At 35.1% G+C, this 15,517-nt stretch carries 15 protein-coding genes, 1 tRNA gene and 1 pseudogene; 5 read left to right on the top strand and 12 right to left on the bottom strand.

What is annotated here, in order from left to right:
* Positions 1-7: 7 nt before the first annotated feature.
* Positions 8-84, top strand: a tRNA-Arg gene (locus tag N3Z16_RS07625).
* 279 nt (positions 85-363) lie between these two features.
* Here N3Z16_RS07625 and N3Z16_RS07620 read toward each other — a convergent pair.
* From N3Z16_RS07620 to N3Z16_RS07580, 9 genes are all read right to left on the bottom strand, one after another.
* The gene (locus N3Z16_RS07620; protein WP_282486032.1) at positions 364-930 is read right to left on the bottom strand and encodes a POT-type proton-dependent oligopeptide transporter; all 567 of its coding nucleotides are present in this window, start codon (positions 928-930) and stop codon (positions 364-366) included.
* Positions 931-1,144: 214 nt separating this feature from the next.
* The gene (locus tag N3Z16_RS07615) at positions 1,145-2,182 is read right to left on the bottom strand and encodes an IS630 family transposase (protein WP_282485609.1); all 1,038 of its coding nucleotides are present in this window, start codon (positions 2,180-2,182) and stop codon (positions 1,145-1,147) included.
* Between the two features lie 62 nt (positions 2,183-2,244).
* Positions 2,245-3,378 (bottom strand): IS91 family transposase, encoded by a 1,134-nt coding sequence (locus N3Z16_RS07610; RefSeq protein WP_282486031.1) that lies wholly within the window; start codon positions 3,376-3,378, stop codon positions 2,245-2,247.
* A gap of 254 nt (positions 3,379-3,632) precedes the next feature.
* Positions 3,633-4,451, bottom strand: a complete 819-nt coding sequence (locus N3Z16_RS07605; RefSeq protein WP_282485683.1) for an IS3 family transposase — start codon at positions 4,449-4,451, stop codon at positions 3,633-3,635.
* A gap of 7 nt (positions 4,452-4,458) precedes the next feature.
* Positions 4,459-4,758, bottom strand: a complete 300-nt coding sequence (locus tag N3Z16_RS07600; protein WP_282485684.1) for a transposase — start codon at positions 4,756-4,758, stop codon at positions 4,459-4,461.
* Positions 4,759-4,804: 46 nt separating this feature from the next.
* Positions 4,805-4,975: a hypothetical protein gene (locus N3Z16_RS07595; RefSeq protein ID WP_282486030.1), complete on the bottom strand. Its 171-nt coding sequence runs from the start codon at positions 4,973-4,975 to the stop codon at positions 4,805-4,807.
* Between the two features lie 121 nt (positions 4,976-5,096).
* Entirely contained in the window at positions 5,097-6,083 is a 987-nt protein-coding gene (locus N3Z16_RS07590; protein WP_282486029.1) for a peptide MFS transporter, read from the bottom strand.
* Positions 6,084-6,638: 555 nt separating this feature from the next.
* Positions 6,639-6,797, bottom strand: a complete 159-nt coding sequence (locus N3Z16_RS07585; RefSeq protein ID WP_282486028.1) for a hypothetical protein — start codon at positions 6,795-6,797, stop codon at positions 6,639-6,641.
* 12 nt (positions 6,798-6,809) lie between these two features.
* Complete coding sequence (locus N3Z16_RS07580; protein WP_282486027.1) at positions 6,810-6,941, bottom strand: transposase; 132 nt, start codon at positions 6,939-6,941, stop codon at positions 6,810-6,812.
* 319 nt (positions 6,942-7,260) lie between these two features.
* On the opposite strand from N3Z16_RS07580, the gene N3Z16_RS07575 reads away from it, so the two are divergent.
* Positions 7,261-10,332: an autotransporter domain-containing protein gene (locus tag N3Z16_RS07575; RefSeq protein WP_282486026.1), complete on the top strand. Its 3,072-nt coding sequence runs from the start codon at positions 7,261-7,263 to the stop codon at positions 10,330-10,332.
* A gap of 72 nt (positions 10,333-10,404) precedes the next feature.
* Positions 10,405-11,622 (top strand): tetratricopeptide repeat protein, encoded by a 1,218-nt coding sequence (locus N3Z16_RS07570; RefSeq protein ID WP_282486025.1) that lies wholly within the window; start codon positions 10,405-10,407, stop codon positions 11,620-11,622.
* A gap of 99 nt (positions 11,623-11,721) precedes the next feature.
* Here the strand turns inward: N3Z16_RS07570 and rpsD are convergent, their stop codons facing one another.
* From rpsD to N3Z16_RS07555, 3 genes are all read right to left on the bottom strand, one after another.
* The gene (gene rpsD / locus N3Z16_RS07565) at positions 11,722-12,339 is read right to left on the bottom strand and encodes a 30S ribosomal protein S4 (RefSeq protein WP_223939534.1); all 618 of its coding nucleotides are present in this window, start codon (positions 12,337-12,339) and stop codon (positions 11,722-11,724) included.
* A gap of 73 nt (positions 12,340-12,412) precedes the next feature.
* Entirely contained in the window at positions 12,413-12,844 is a 432-nt protein-coding gene (locus tag N3Z16_RS07560) for an ABC transporter transmembrane domain-containing protein (protein ID WP_282486024.1), read from the bottom strand.
* A gap of 131 nt (positions 12,845-12,975) precedes the next feature.
* Entirely contained in the window at positions 12,976-13,605 is a 630-nt protein-coding gene (locus tag N3Z16_RS07555; protein WP_282486023.1) for a winged helix-turn-helix domain-containing protein, read from the bottom strand.
* 149 nt (positions 13,606-13,754) lie between these two features.
* Here N3Z16_RS07555 and N3Z16_RS07550 point away from each other — a divergent pair, with 149 nt between their 5' ends.
* Together N3Z16_RS07550 and N3Z16_RS07545 are read left to right on the top strand one after the other, a co-directional pair.
* A complete protein-coding gene (locus N3Z16_RS07550; RefSeq protein ID WP_282485543.1) occupies positions 13,755-14,009 on the top strand; it encodes a hypothetical protein in 255 nt (84 codons plus the stop codon).
* Positions 14,010-14,082: 73 nt separating this feature from the next.
* Positions 14,083-15,212: pseudogene (locus tag N3Z16_RS07545) on the top strand (IS91 family transposase).
* Positions 15,213-15,517 lie beyond the last annotated feature (305 nt).

Genomic DNA, 15,517 nt, shown 5'->3' with positions numbered 1-15,517 from the left:
CTAAAAAGCGCCCTTAGCTCAGCTGGATAGAGCAACGGATTTCTAATCCGTAGGTCAGAGGTTCGAATCCTCTAGGGCGCGCCATTCTTCATTTTTAGGTAATTTTACAACCATGTAAAACTGCAAGCGTAAATAACGTACCCTTAATATGTGCTATTTATAGTATCATATGGATACTATAAATAGCTATGAATCTTGAACTAAAATTTAAGATTATAGTCGTTACACGAGAACTCGGAAAATATCATAGGCTAGGCTAATCAAAAAGGGACATGTCAATAAAACTGACTTTACAACACATCTGTAATTTTATTATTCTGTATTCTGAATACCGATCTTATTAGACCTCTAGCTATTATCCCATCAAGTATTTTGCCTTGATAAAATTCTGTGTAAGAAAATTGAACACACTAAAAATACGACCACTATACCTAAATTGAAGAAAGTTATATTTAGAAAACCAGATTTGTATATGGCAAGAGATTCAACTATATCTACTTTTCCTCCCACAGAAGGTACTGACATAAATTTTGATAAAATAACACCAGCTAAGTTAGAAAATGCCAATGACAACATTACTATGCCCATAATAAATCCACGTAGATTTGCGGGAGCTAGCATAGTAGCTTGTGATTGAACCAAAGGGGCTATACAAAGCTCGCCTAAGCTCATAAAAGCTATGGCAACAACTAAGTATAAGTACCCTACTTTACCATTATTATCGGCATTTATGCATCCTACATAAAGCACAACAAAGCATACAACTAACGTTACTAAACCAAGGCCTAGCATTAACGTTGAGTATTTTCTATCAAATGTCATATAAGTACCAAGTAATGAGCCAATTAAAACTATTGATATAGGGTTTATTGCTTGAGATACTGAAGGCGGTATTATAATACCAAATATTTCATAGTATAGGAATTTCAAAATTTGTAACCAGAAAAATTGTTAATCAAAACTTTGAAAATTCGTTTAATAAAATGTAGTTACAAGCCACAATATTAGAAATTATCAACACTTTTATAAAAATCTCTGCCAGAATCTATCTAAAAATAGGTTCAGTTTTACAAATTATGTGGCTAAGACGTGAAAGAAGTGTTCGCCATAATGATGTTATTAACCCACCAATTAAATACCCGACTTAGGCGGCATATTTTACTTCTTTCGCCTGAAATAATCTTTTGATATGTTCTGGGTTATTTTGCAGAGTCCTTAGGTAAGATTTTAAATTCCCTTGGAGTTCAGATTTTGTAAGAGGTATATGTTTCCTATTTACATTTCTTTTTAAATCGTTGTTTAAATATTCATCCGGATTATGTTGCGGAGTATACGGAGGCAGAAAAAATAAAGAAATTTTCTTTTTATGTTTCCGAGTCCATATTTGTACTTTTTTGCTATGATGAACCTTGAGATTATCTAGGATTAAGAAGATTTTTTTCTTGGAGTATTTTACCAACCTCCGTAAAAATTCTATAAATACATTTGTTTTTAGTGTCTCTTCGTACAGCATAAACCTTAGCTTACCGTTATTTGTAACAGTGGATATCATGTTTATACTAAATCTCTTCGATTTATGAATCACAACAGGGGTTTTTCCTTTTAAAGAATAGCTTTGTAATACCTGACACTCTTGTTTTATCCCTACTTCGTCGCACCAATGTATTTCTGCCTTTTCATATTCTGCTTGCTTGGCTATTGACGGATATTCTTCATCTAACCAAAATTGAACCCTTTTGGGTTGCTGCTCATATGCTAACTTCTTTGGCTTTTGTGCAGTATACCCCCATCTTCTTAAATATTCGCCTATTGTACTTAGGGGAAGAAAAAATCCACAATGTTTTTTGATGAGTGCATTAACTGATTTTCTTGACCATAATGCTGATTTGATATTGTGATCTTCTGGTCTAGAGATATTTACGTACCCTTGTATTATTTTACTTTGATCTTCGGTTATAAGCCTTTTCTCTCCTATCTTTCTACCTCTTAACTTCCCACTAATTGCGTACTTGTCGCCTCTCTTTTCCCTCCTTACCCATTCATTTACTGTCTGGCGACTCACTCCTATTAATTCACCTACCGACGATTGACTCTCTCCTCTTTTTACTAGTTTTAGAGCAATCTTTCTCATCGACGCTTGTGCGCTTATTGATAATTTCCTAAAATCTTCACTTTTTGACATTATTGCATTATACAAATTCCTTCCTTCTTGGCAATAGTTATGTCGGGTATTTAATTGGTGGGTTAATATCTAGGCGTTGATAATAATTCATTGATTCTTATTAATAACAATGGCGGAGATAAACCGTAATAAACTTGCCGCAGATTCATACATTTATTGCAATTATAGCAAAACAGAGGATCTATTTTAAAATTCAACCAAATCATTAATCTCCAACTAATGAGCTTAGTTTTCTTATGAACGATTTGATTAATTGCCTTATATACGATAGGTAATTGTACGCCCCTAGTTCTATTAGATAAAAAACCGTAATACCTAATCATTCGAAAATAACGATCTGGTATATGCATAATCAGACTAGCTATGAACTGCATCACGGGCATAGTTATGCGATCAATTGTATTATTATAGTGATCAAGAAATTTAAACGTTACCTGCTTTCCGTCGTAATTTTCTATTCTTGTCTCGGAAATAGGGGGTCGTTTTATATACCGCCCTAAATATTCTATGTTGCGTTTATGATCATCCGATGGTTTTTGTAAATAAACATACCAACTGATTTCGTATAAACTACTCATCCAGTTATTAAAATTCTCAGCATTTTGATATGCGGACGGCAACTTCAAATTACTTGAGATATATTGAAAGCGAAATAACTCAAGGACTCTATGTCTCCACATTTTTTTAATAGGTTCGGCAGGAAAAAATAATTTTTGCCACTTGCCTTTGCTATTTATACCGCCGCAAGTAACCGATAAATGGATATGAACATTGCGTTTTAAATCTCTACCGAAAGTGTGTAAGGCAGTAAATATACCAACCACAAGATTTTTCTTTGTAGCTATCTCCTTAATAATTCCTGCTGCAATACCGGAAATCAATCCAAACAGATCACGATTGAGCCAAAATATCGGCCATAAAGAGTCCGGCATTGTAAATGTAATGTGCTGCCATCGTGTTTTTGGTAGAACATTGCTAGCCTTACTCACCCATTGATCCGTTTGTTTCTTACCACAACGAGAACAAAACCTACCTTTACAGCTGAATGCTACCGATTTATTGCGGTTACAATCACGGCAGCTATAACGTTTAAATCCTAAATATTTCGTTCCACACGATATAACTTTAGTGACGTTGAAAATAATGCCGTATCTTAGCTTGCCGTATTTTTTAGCGAAATCGAGACCAATTACCACGGTCTAGAAAAATATGTTTTATAGATATTCCTTTACCGACTATTTCCATAAATTACTTATAGTTAATGTTTTCTTACCAAGGAATCTTTCTTCCTTTGCGTTCTAAATCAAATTCTTTACAATCAGGGCAATAGTAAACAGAATTATACTTATGATTGGGAGATATTTTTCGCAACATTATCCAGAAAGCTAAGGTGGCCCAATTTGTCTAGACTAAAAATCAGAAATTATGAGATATAATTTGCGTTATAATATTAGCCAATAATTTTTGTTAAATACACCTGTTCTGGAGTTAAATATTCCAAGGATTGGTGCATCCTTTTACTATTATAAAAAGTTATGTAATCTGTTATAGCATTTTTTACCTCCTTGACAGTATTTAAAATTATCAAATATATTTTTTCTTGTTTTAATGAACGCCAAAATCTTTCAATAAATACATTATCTAAAGCCCTACCTTTACCGTCCATGCTAATCTTGATTTCACGTTTAACAAGTTCGTAGATGAAATTTTTTGACGTAAATTGAGAACCTTGATCGGTATTAAAAACCTCAGGTTGACCGTGCTTTTCTAGGGCTTCTTCTAGTGCGTCGATGCAAAAATCACTTTCTAAGCTAATAGAAACCTTCCAGCTCAGAATATAACGGCTAAACCAATCAATAATGGCTACTAGATATACAAATCCTTGTGCCATTCTAATATAAGTTATATCGGTGCTCCATACCTGATTTGTCTTAGTAATTTCAACGCCTTTTAAAAGATAAGGATATACCTTATGAGCTTGGTTGCGCTTGCTTAAATTCATTTTAGGATAAATGGCTTCTATTGACATTATTCCGTAATAACGACTTACCGCTTTGCGACCAATAACAATTCCAAACGGTACAAGATGCTTGGACATTCTTCTGGCCCCGAAATACGGATGCTCTGTATAGATTTCATCAATTACTTTCATTATTTCTAAGTCTCTTGTAGTTATTCCTTTTGCCTTGTAATAATAAGTAGATTTATTAATTAAAAGTAGATCGCATTGCCTAACAATGCTTAGATTTATACAATTATTATCAATCATACTTTTCCTAGTTTCCAAGTCCAAACAATGTAGATTTTTTTTTCAGCCAGTCACGCTCAACGCTTAACTGTCCTATTTGTTCATATAATTGTTTTATCAAATCTTGATTGTCTGGATCTTTTGTTGCCGGCTTAACTTGAAAACCACTAACTAAATTTTCTATACCTCTTTTTTTCCATGCTTGTATTTGAGTTGCATGAACCCCGTACTTACTGCTTATTTGTGCTATTGTCATTTCAGCTTTTATTGCTTCTATAACAATTTTTGTTTTTTCCGTCGCACTATATTGCTTCGCTTTTTTAGACATATAATTTCCATTTCCTTGTTGTGAAATTATATCTCATTCTTCATTTTTAGCAGTCCAGTTTTTGGGTACCATTATAAGCCTTGGCTATTTCCTTATCTCCTTCGGAAAAAATCTTTTTGATCCTGCTGTAAGGAATTGCTTGCTCTTTAGAAATGGCCTTAAGAGTTTTTACCGCTAATTCATTGACCAAATGCTGCTCAGAGTGCAAGTTACTCATAACTCAATTATATATTATCTTATGTATGTCTAACATTCAGTCTTTATAACTCAAGTTAAAACAAATCAAATACCAGTATTATAATCCTCCATAAATATTTATCGGTCAAGAGTATCTTCTTTTAAGCTGCCACCGATAGGTGGCTTATCTTGTTATCTATATTTCTTGCTGTAAATAAGTTGATAAGAGAGCCAAGCTGCATTTCTAAACCGAAAAAACACATTAAGAAAAATACCATGATAGCCAAAGCAATTAAGTTGCGCCTCTGAATAGAAGGAGATTTCACTACGATATAAGCAAATATCCCGAAAACTACCAACCCTACGATACTAAGTATATTGGCAAAAAACTCAGCGGATTCTAACATTTTAGACACAAGAAAAGCCAAGCCAAAACTAACTGCTATTGTTATGGTAATTAAATTCATACCAAAAAATAACTTCTTATTTATAAGGTTCGGCTTTGGTGATGTTCCACTTGATCCTAAAATATGCTGAAATTTAGTAAATACAACAAGGCCAATAAACATACCAATACCGGCTAGGCCAAAACCATAATCCCACCCATAATTACTTGCAACGATAGCACACAAGATAGACGCAAAAAATGAGCCTAAATTTATTCCAACATAAAATAAGGTAAACCCTCTTTCCCTATTAGGGTCATTATCCTTATAACACGAACCTAGTAAATTTGTTATATTACCTTTAAATAGTCCTGTTCCTATAGCTATCAATGCCAAGCCTAAATATACCAAAAATGTATTCCACCCTACAAAAGTCATACAAATATGGCCCATTATTATCACAATACCACCAATGAGAATCATATTACGGAATCCCATCAATTTATCAGCCATGATTCCCCCAATTACAGGGACAGTATAACCAATAGCAGCAAATAAAGAATATATGGCATAAGCTTTAGCGTCGCTAAAACCGAGATGTGATGTAAGAAATAATACAAGTAACGCTCTCATACCATAATAACTAAAACGCTCCCACATCTCCACAAAAAATATAAGTTTTAAAAATTTTGGATATCTTATGACCTCCCGGTCGTCTTTACCTATACTAATTACGTTAGATAGGTTTGCAGAATTACTCATAATGAATACCTCATAATAATATAAAATGGATTTTACTTAAATACTGGGTTTAGCCCGCCCAACCACTAATGGTAGAAGAGTAACATATGATATAGCATTTTTATAAAGCTATAAAACGCAACGCTGATTTACCAAAATATAAGCATTACGAAAGCTAATAAGCAATGTTTAACCGCTTGCTATGACTTACTGCAAAACTAAAACAAGTATAAGTAAAAATTAAATAGTAGTAAAAATTTTAAAAGTAACGAAAGGTATTAGCGTGCCGGATGATATGACCAGAGCATAATAAAGGGAAACATGGAGGTGGTAGTAAGGTTGAATGTTTTATTTGCAGCATTACTGCCATTAATTACCAATGATTGTCGTTCCAACAACAAATTTTTTAACATAATAAACTCCTTAACTTTTAGGTTTAATTAGAACGCAAACAAAATGCGTACCAAATTTCATATATAACATCATTTTTAAGTCATTTGCAATATGCTTATTAAAATATTTTAAGACAGTTCTCAAGTAAAATTTGATTACGATAATTATTCCGAAGAGTGTATCTTACAGATCTTGGCTTGCAAAATACGCTGCGGCTTTTTTTAATATATTGCGCTCCTGCTCTATCCTTTTTATTTTAGCTCGTAGAGCTCGATTCTCTTCTTCAAGGTTTTGATATTTAACATGGTTTTTAGTTTCTGATAAATCTGCTCTTTCTTGCATTGCTTTTTGTATTCAAGTATATAAAGTATTCCTGTTTATACCGAGTTCATCTGCTATAACAGCTTTTGGCTGATCAGTTTGTAATACTAGTCTAACTGCTTCTTTCCTGAAGTCAGAGGTGTGTTTTTCGATTTTCTTTTTCATATTAGCTCTCTCTTTATTTTAACACAAAATGTGTCCAGAAAACTAATACAGGATCAGTTTCTTTAAATTCCTATATTAAATAACAAAAATAACATATCTCTTGAGCTAGAAAAAAATACTACTATTTTATCAACTGTTAATTAAAAAGATTAAAAATTATTTAATGGTCGATTTTAAAGTCCACTCTTTTAAAACTTTTAAGCCTAACAAGGTCTTTTTATTAATAATATTATTTTGGTGTTATACTAATTTATGTTCAGCTTCTGGAATTGGAAATGTACCTTATATATACTATATATCCCCCATGCCGCCAAAACCGATGAGCATTAGAACTGAGGTTCAACCCACTCTCCCTATTGACGGAGAAAACGCACGAAAGGAAATAGCACCAATGCCGTCAAGACCTATGCATGTTAGAACCGGCGTTCAGCCCATCCTCCCTACTGACGGCCAAAATGCTCTAGAGGAAATAGCACCAATGCCGCCAAGACCGATGAGCATTCGAACTAAGGTCGAACCCATCCTCCCTACTGACGGCCAAAATGCACTAGAGGAAATAGCACCAATGCCGTCAAGACCTATGCATGTTAGAACCGGCGTTCAGCCCATCCTCCCTACTGACGGCCAAAATGCTCTAGAGGAAATATCCCCAATACCGCCAAGACCGATGAACATTAGAACTGAGGTCGAGCCCATCCTCCCTACTGACGGCCAAAATGCTCTAGAGGAAATATCCCCAATACCGCCAAGACCGATGAACATTAGAACTGAGGTCGAGCCCATCCTCCCTACTGACGGCCAAAATGCTCTAGAGGAAATATCCCCAATACCGCCAAGACCGATGAGCATTCGAACTAAGGTCGAACCCATCCTCCCTACTGACGGCCAAAATGCTCTGGAGGAAATAGCACCAATACCGTCAAGGCCTATGCATATTAGGACCGGAGTTGAGCCCACCCTCCCTACTGACGGCCAAAATGCTCTAGAGGAAATATCCCCAATACCGCCAAGACCGATGAACATTAGAACTGAGGTCGAGCCCATCCTCCCTACTGACGGCCAAAATGCTCTGGAGGAAATAGCACCAATACCGTCAAGGCCTATGCATATTAGGACCGGAGTTGAGCCTACCCTCCCTACTGACGGCCAAAATGCTCTAGAGGAAATATCCCCAATGCCGCCAAGACCGATGAACATTAGAACTAAGGTCGAACCCATCCTCCCTACTGACGGCCAAAATGCACTAGAGGAAATAGCACCAATGCCGTCAAGACCTATGCATGTTAGAACCGGCGTTCAGCCCATCCTCCCTACTGACGGCCAAAATGCTCTAGAGGAAATATCCCCAATACCGCCAAGACCGATGAACATTAGAACTGAGGTCGAGCCCATCCTCCCTACTGACGGCCAAAATGCTCTAGAGGAAATATCCCCAATACCGCCAAGACCGATGAACATTAGAACTGAGGTCGAGCCCATCCTCCCTACTGACGGCCAAAATGCTCTGGAGGAAATAGCACCAATGCCGCCAAGACCGATGAGCATTCGAACTAAGGTCGAACCCATCCTCCCTACTGACGGCCAAAATGCTCTGGAGGAAATAGCACCAATGCCGCCAAGACCGATGAGCATTCGAACTAAGGTCGAACCCATCCTCCCTACTGACGGAGAAAACGCTCTAGAGGAAATAGCACCAATACCGTCAAGACCGATGAACATTAGAACTGAGGTTCAACCCACCCTCCCTATTGACGGCGAAAATGCTCTAGGGGAAATATCCCCAATGCCTTATGTTCAGCATGGACTGGTACATGAGGTAGAACATGCAGAGGTACATGAGCTGGAACATGCAGAGGTACATGAGCTGGAACATGCAGAGGTACATGAGCTGGAACATGCAGAGGTACATGAGGTAGAACATGCAGAGGTACATGAGCTGGAACATGCAGAGGTACATGAGGTAGAACATGCAGAGGTACATGAGCTGGAACATGCAGAGGTACATGAGCTGGAACATGCAGAGGTACATGAGCTGGAACATGCAGAGGTACAGGAGCTGGAACATGCAGAGGTACATGAGGTAGAACATGCAGAGGTACAGGAGGTAGAACATGCAGAGGTACATGAGCTGGAACATGCAGAGGTACATGAGCTGGAACATGCAGAGGTACATGAGGTAGAACATGCAGAGGTACATGAGCTGGAACATGCAGAGGTACATGAGCTGGAACATGCAGAGGTACATGAGCTGGAACATGCAGAGGTACATGAGCTGGAACATGCAGAGGTACATGAGCTGGAACATGCAGAGGTACATGAGCTGGAACATGCAGAGGTACAGGAGATTTGCGCTCACGTTCCAGCTCCTGTCCAAGTACCACCTATTGCGCTCTCCCCTCCGCAGCCTCCTCCGGAAACTCAGGTAGATAGTAATTATGCTAATAGTACCATTCAAAAACCAACTGCAGTTATGAACTGCCTCATAGAGGACTTTGATATAATCTCAATTGCAGTTAGCAATAGACTTAGTAATTTATTTGAGAAAAAAGCAGAAATCGAAATGTTAGACCGAAAAAAGTTTTGGCGTAGATTTTTAAAGGGCAAAACAAAGCAAAAAGGTTTAAGTAATATTACTATTTTTAGTAATAAACAACAGGGCTACATTAATGGATTTGATACAAAATTAAATGAAAAGGTGACATTAGGGTTAGCACTTTTTAAAGGAATTTCGCACACCAATTTTTATGATCAAACGAAAACTATACAGAATTCACAAATAAATTCTCTGATATTATACAACTCCCTTACCCTGACAGATAAGGTTATGGTTAATAGTAACGTGCAATATGGAGAATTATTGCTACAGCATACAATAGATTATCAGCCCTCTATTAAAACTCGATCACGTGGTAAAATATTCAAAGCGGGTATAGAAAGTGCTAATATGCTTAGATTGGGTAACGATGTAATAATTAAGGCATCCTTTCGTACTACATATTCACATTTCGATATTTATAAATTTTATAAAAAAAATAAAGAAATTGAAGTGTTTATACCAGGAAGAAGAGCTCAGTTCTTGTCTAATAGCTCTAAATTTAGTTTTAAAAAATTTTTAACATACCAAGGAATCATTATAAAACCGATTTTTTATGTAAAAATAGAAAATTTAGTCAATAGAAAATATTTGTCTAATAGTATAGTAATTACACAGGATAATTACGGTTGCATAGAAAATCAATATTTACTGCGTAAAAACCCTAAGTTTAAACTAGGTGTAAGTTTAAGTATCGTACAAGAAAAAGTTATGCATTTCAAAATTCAGGCAAGCTATGGTGTTGGTCGCACAGTTGAAAATAAGAGTTTTACTACATCTTTTCTATATAATTTATAATAGTAATATTATATTGTTCTATTTTTAACTAGCCATTATTATAGCACTGCTACATTAGAGAGATTTTTCTATATGAAACGAGATGATGAAAAGGGAAAGGAGAAACAAGTTAGTGCTAAAACTCTTCAGGCAATGCCTCCTAATAATGTATTAGCTACTCGCTATTTAAGGGAGGCTAATAAGAAGTTTGAATTAGGAGATTACGCAGAAGCTGCGGAGGTTTATAAACAAGCTGTAGACTATTTTGAGATAGCAATACATGGAGGAGTATCCATAAGTAAGAGTAATTACACAAATGCTATCTGCAATTGGGTTACTACGCTATACTATAATAGAAAGTACGGAGAGGCATTAGAGGCTCTTAATACATATATTCTGTTGAGAGATGTGCAATATATTGATTTATCAATACTACTACATACACAAAAAGATCTATGTTATAACCTGGCGCTGGTGTACATAGCCGAAAGAGATTTTCCAAACGCCCTTAAGAACTTAAGTATATCTAACGCACTAGGTCAAAGTGTGGATGCTCTATACAATATGGGATATGTAGAAAATCTTCAAAAACACTTTAAGGAAGGTCATAATTATTATGATCAGGCATTACAACTGGCAATTAAATCCAGTAAAAACACCTTACTGATCGATAAAGCAATAAAAAATAATATTACAGAATATTTTATTGAGCTTTGCCACACTAGTGACCCCATGGATGAATTTGAGAGCTTGGTAGGTAGGAAAAACACATATCAAATGATATATGAACAACTTCCAGATTCATGCTTAAAATATGCAAAGTACCTCCTTAGCCAATCTATTCCTGTTACTAATGCCTGGAAAAGCATTACAAATATAAATACAGCGGTCTTAATGCTCAATCGATTGGCCAAGCTTTACAGCCAAGTAACAGAGGAAGCAAGCCAAGAATTATTATCCATAAAACTACAAATTAGCCATGATTATTGGGATTTACTAAATACTTACTCATACATTAAAACTAAACAATGTTTACCATCCTATGAAGTAGATGAAAGCTTAGATGATAGTAGCACTATATTAGGTTCTAGAGTAGAATTATTAGAAGAGTCTTTTAGTGAAAAACCGAGCATAAAAAAATTACTTAAGGAACTCACAGATACCCGACCATGTGAACTAATATTAGAATATCTCTCTAGTGATTACGATACTATAGTTAATCTTACTTTGGAATATCTGGGAGAAGAAGATATATGCGCTCAAATGGCCGGACTTATACAAGAGAAATTATCCTTAGAGAGCGAGATCTAAATGGTTAATTTATAACCATTTAGATCTACTAATGACCAAGTTGTTCCAAAAACTAAGATTTTTTGGAACAACAAGATATAAAACAGACCTAAAAATTTCCTAGCGAGAATAAAGCTCAACTATCTTGTTAAAGTCAGCTTCAAATGGATAAGGAATATCACAAATTGAAGGTGTTCTTACAAAAGTACCGGACATAGAATCAGCATCTAAAGACAAGTAAGTAGGAACTGACCGATCCAGCTTCTGGGCAGATTCTGCACAAATTACTATTTGTTTTGAAGAATCCTTAAGTTCAATTACGTCACCTTCCTTTACTCTTAAACTTGGTATATTGACTTTTTTACCATTTAATTTAACATGCTTATGTGATACCAACTGCCTAGCAGTGAATATCGAAGGTGCAAGATTTAACCTGTAAACTACCATGTCTATTCTTTTTTCAAGTAACCCTGCAAAATTTTCTGCCGTATTACCTTTCATTTTATTGGCGAGAGTAAAAGTATTTCTAAACTGTTTTTCAGTTATTCTACCGTAATGAGCTTTAACAAGTTGTTTTGCTTGTAAGTGAGTGCCATAATCTGAAGTTTTAGGGCGTCCATTAGGACCATGCTGACCTGGGCGGTAATTTTTTGTATTAAAAGGATCTTTTGCGTCTCCCCATACAGTTTTACCTAGTCTTCTACTTGCCTTATACTTTGCCTTAATGATTTTAGTCACTCTATCTATACCTAATTAGCATTTAAAATTAACTTTTTGCTGATTATATAAATACTATTTAAAAAAGTCAAACTCAAAAATAAAACTTACAAGTAAGTTTTATAAAAAAAAGCTTGCAGTTACTCTTTATTTCTATAATAAGCAAATCAACCAGCTGAACATAGGCAAGATCAGCATATAATAGATGTTCATACATTTGTATTTGCATGTCAGTCAATATCTTCTGACCGACATATTTTATTAGATAACCCTGATAATACTCAGCTATGCCCTTTATTACATATACTCCAAGCATTAAAAGCGGGATGATAACAAGCATGCGCATATTGCGAGCAACTAATATTTTATCAATTGCCGGTTTAGTTAACCAAACCACTGCCGCAGAGCACGTAGCTACTACAACCATGAAAAAAATAGCGATAAATATTTCAGATTTATAAGGTTTAACATGGTTAACCAAAAGTCTTTTTATTACCGCTGATGATTTAAGATTTTGCTGCAACATTATTAAATATGTTTGATGGATAAAGAGCGTTTTATTAATTATAACTATTTCTTCAATAAGGCAATAAATAAAATATTAAGCATCCTCATATTTTATCCCCTAATAGTTTTAAGCTTATAAGGCTATCAAGTCTACTCCAGACAATAACCAGCTCCTCTTATAGTTCTAATTACTTGATTACCATCATTTAAATTCATCATTTTTCTAATACGGTTAATATGCACATCAACAGTTCTAAAAGATATCTCTTTATCTACGCCCCATACATAATCAATTATTTGTCTACGGGAATAAACATTATCTGGATTTGTTATAAACAGCTGCAACAGCTTAAACTCAGTAGGTCCAAAATGGACCTGTTTTTGACCGTGAAAAACTTTATAAACAGCTAAATCCATGGTAATATTTTTATTTTTAACAAATTTATTTTGAAATACAGGATTAGATTTTCTAAGGAGAGATTTAACAGTAATCATAAGCTCATTGGGGGTGAAGGGCCTAAATAAAATTTTATGAGAATTATCACCATTGATATTATAATGCTGGACCGATTCTCCTTGATTAACCAAAAAAATTATTGGCAGTCTTTGCAAGCCTTCTATTTTTTTTAACCGACCAGCCATTTCAATTGCTGAAACATCCTGTAGTCTAGAACTAATTATAACGGCATTTGGCGTATTTACATATGCCAACCTTAGAGCTGCTTCTGAATTTCTGGCTCTTGTTACATCAAACCAATACCTCTCTATAGTATTGCACAAGATAAGCCACCTATCGGTGGCAGCTTAAAAGAAGATACTCTTGACCGATAAATATTTATGGAGGATTATAATACTGGTATTTGATTTGTTTTAACTTGAGTTATAAAGACTGAATGTTAGACATACATAAGATAATATATAATTGAGTTATGAGTAACTTGCACTCTGAGCAGCATTTGGTCAATGAATTAGCGGTAAAAACTCTTAAGGCCATTTCTAAAGAGCAAGCAATTCCTTACAGCAGGATCAAAAAGATTTTTTCCGAAGGAGATAAGGAAATAGCCAAGGCTTTCTGGATAATGTTGCGAAAAATATCTCCCAATCATAAGTATAATTCTGTTTACTATTGCCCTGATTGTAAAGAATTTGATTTAGAACGCAAAGGAAGAAAGATTCCTTGGTAAGAAAACATTAACTATAAGTAATTTATGGAAATAGTCGGTAAAGGAATATCTATAAAACATATTTTTCTAGACCGTGGTAATTGGTCTCGATTTCGCTAAAAAATACGGCAAGCTAAGATACGGCATTATTTTCAACGTCACTAAAGTTATATCGTGTGGAACGAAATATTTAGGATTTAAACGTTATAGCTGCCGTGATTGTAACCGCAATAAATCGGTAGCATTCAGCTGTAAAGGTAGGTTTTGTTCTCGTTGTGGTAAGAAACAAACGGATCAATGGGTGAGTAAGGCTAGCAATGTTCTACCAAAAACACGATGGCAGCACATTACATTTACAATGCCGGACTCTTTATGGCCGATATTTTGGCTCAATCGTGATCTGTTTGGATTGATTTCCGGTATTGCAGCAGGAATTATTAAGGAGATAGCTACAAAGAAAAATCTTGTGGTTGGTATATTTACTGCCTTACACACTTTCGGTAGAGATTTAAAACGCAATGTTCATATCCATTTATCGGTTACTTGCGGCGGTATAAATAGCAAAGGCAAGTGGCAAAAATTATTTTTTCCTGCCGAACCTATTAAAAAAATGTGGAGACATAGAGTCCTTGAGTTATTTCGCTTTCAATATATCTCAAGTAATTTGAAGTTGCCGTCCGCATATCAAAATGCTGAGAATTTTAATAACTGGATGAGTAGTTTATACGAAATCAGTTGGTATGTTTATTTACAAAAACCATCGGATGATCATAAACGCAACATAGAATATTTAGGGCGGTATATAAAACGACCCCTATTTCCGAGACAAGAATAGAAAATTACGACGGAAAGCAGGTAACGTTTAAATTTCTTGATCACTATAATAATACAATTGATCGCATAACTATGCCCGTGATGCAGTTCATAGCTAGTCTGATTATGCATATACCAGATCGTTATTTTCGAATGATTAGGTATTACGGTTTTTTATCTAATAGAACTAGGGGCGTACAATTACCTATCGTATATAAGGCAATTAATCAAATCGTTCATAAGAAAACTAAGCTCATTAGTTGGAGATTAATGATTTGGTTGAATTTTAAAATAGATCCTCTGTTTTGCTATAATTGCAATAAATGTATGAATCTGCGGCAAGTTTATTACGGTTTATCTCCGCCATTGTTATTAATAAGAATCAATGAATTATTATCAACGCCTAGATAACATCATTATGGCGAACACTTCTTTCACGTCTTAGCCACATAATTTGTAAAACTGAACCTATTTTTAGATAGATTCTGGCAGAGATTTTTATAAAAGTGTTGATAATTTCTAATATTGTGGCTTGTAACTACATTTTATTAAACGAATTTTCAAAGTTTTGATTAACAATTTTTCTGGTTACAAATTTTGAAATTCCTATACTACAAGATAAGCCACCTATCGGTGGCAGCTTAAAAGAAGATACTTGACCGATAAATATTTATGGAGGATTATAATACTGGTATTTGATTTGTTTTAACTTGAGT

This window comes from Candidatus Megaera polyxenophila (assembly GCF_029982035.1).
Lineage (GTDB): Bacteria > Pseudomonadota > Alphaproteobacteria > Rickettsiales > Rickettsiaceae > Megaera > Megaera polyxenophila.
The sequence above is the reverse complement of the archived record's forward strand: the minus strand, read 5'-3'. Positions and strand labels throughout refer to the sequence as shown.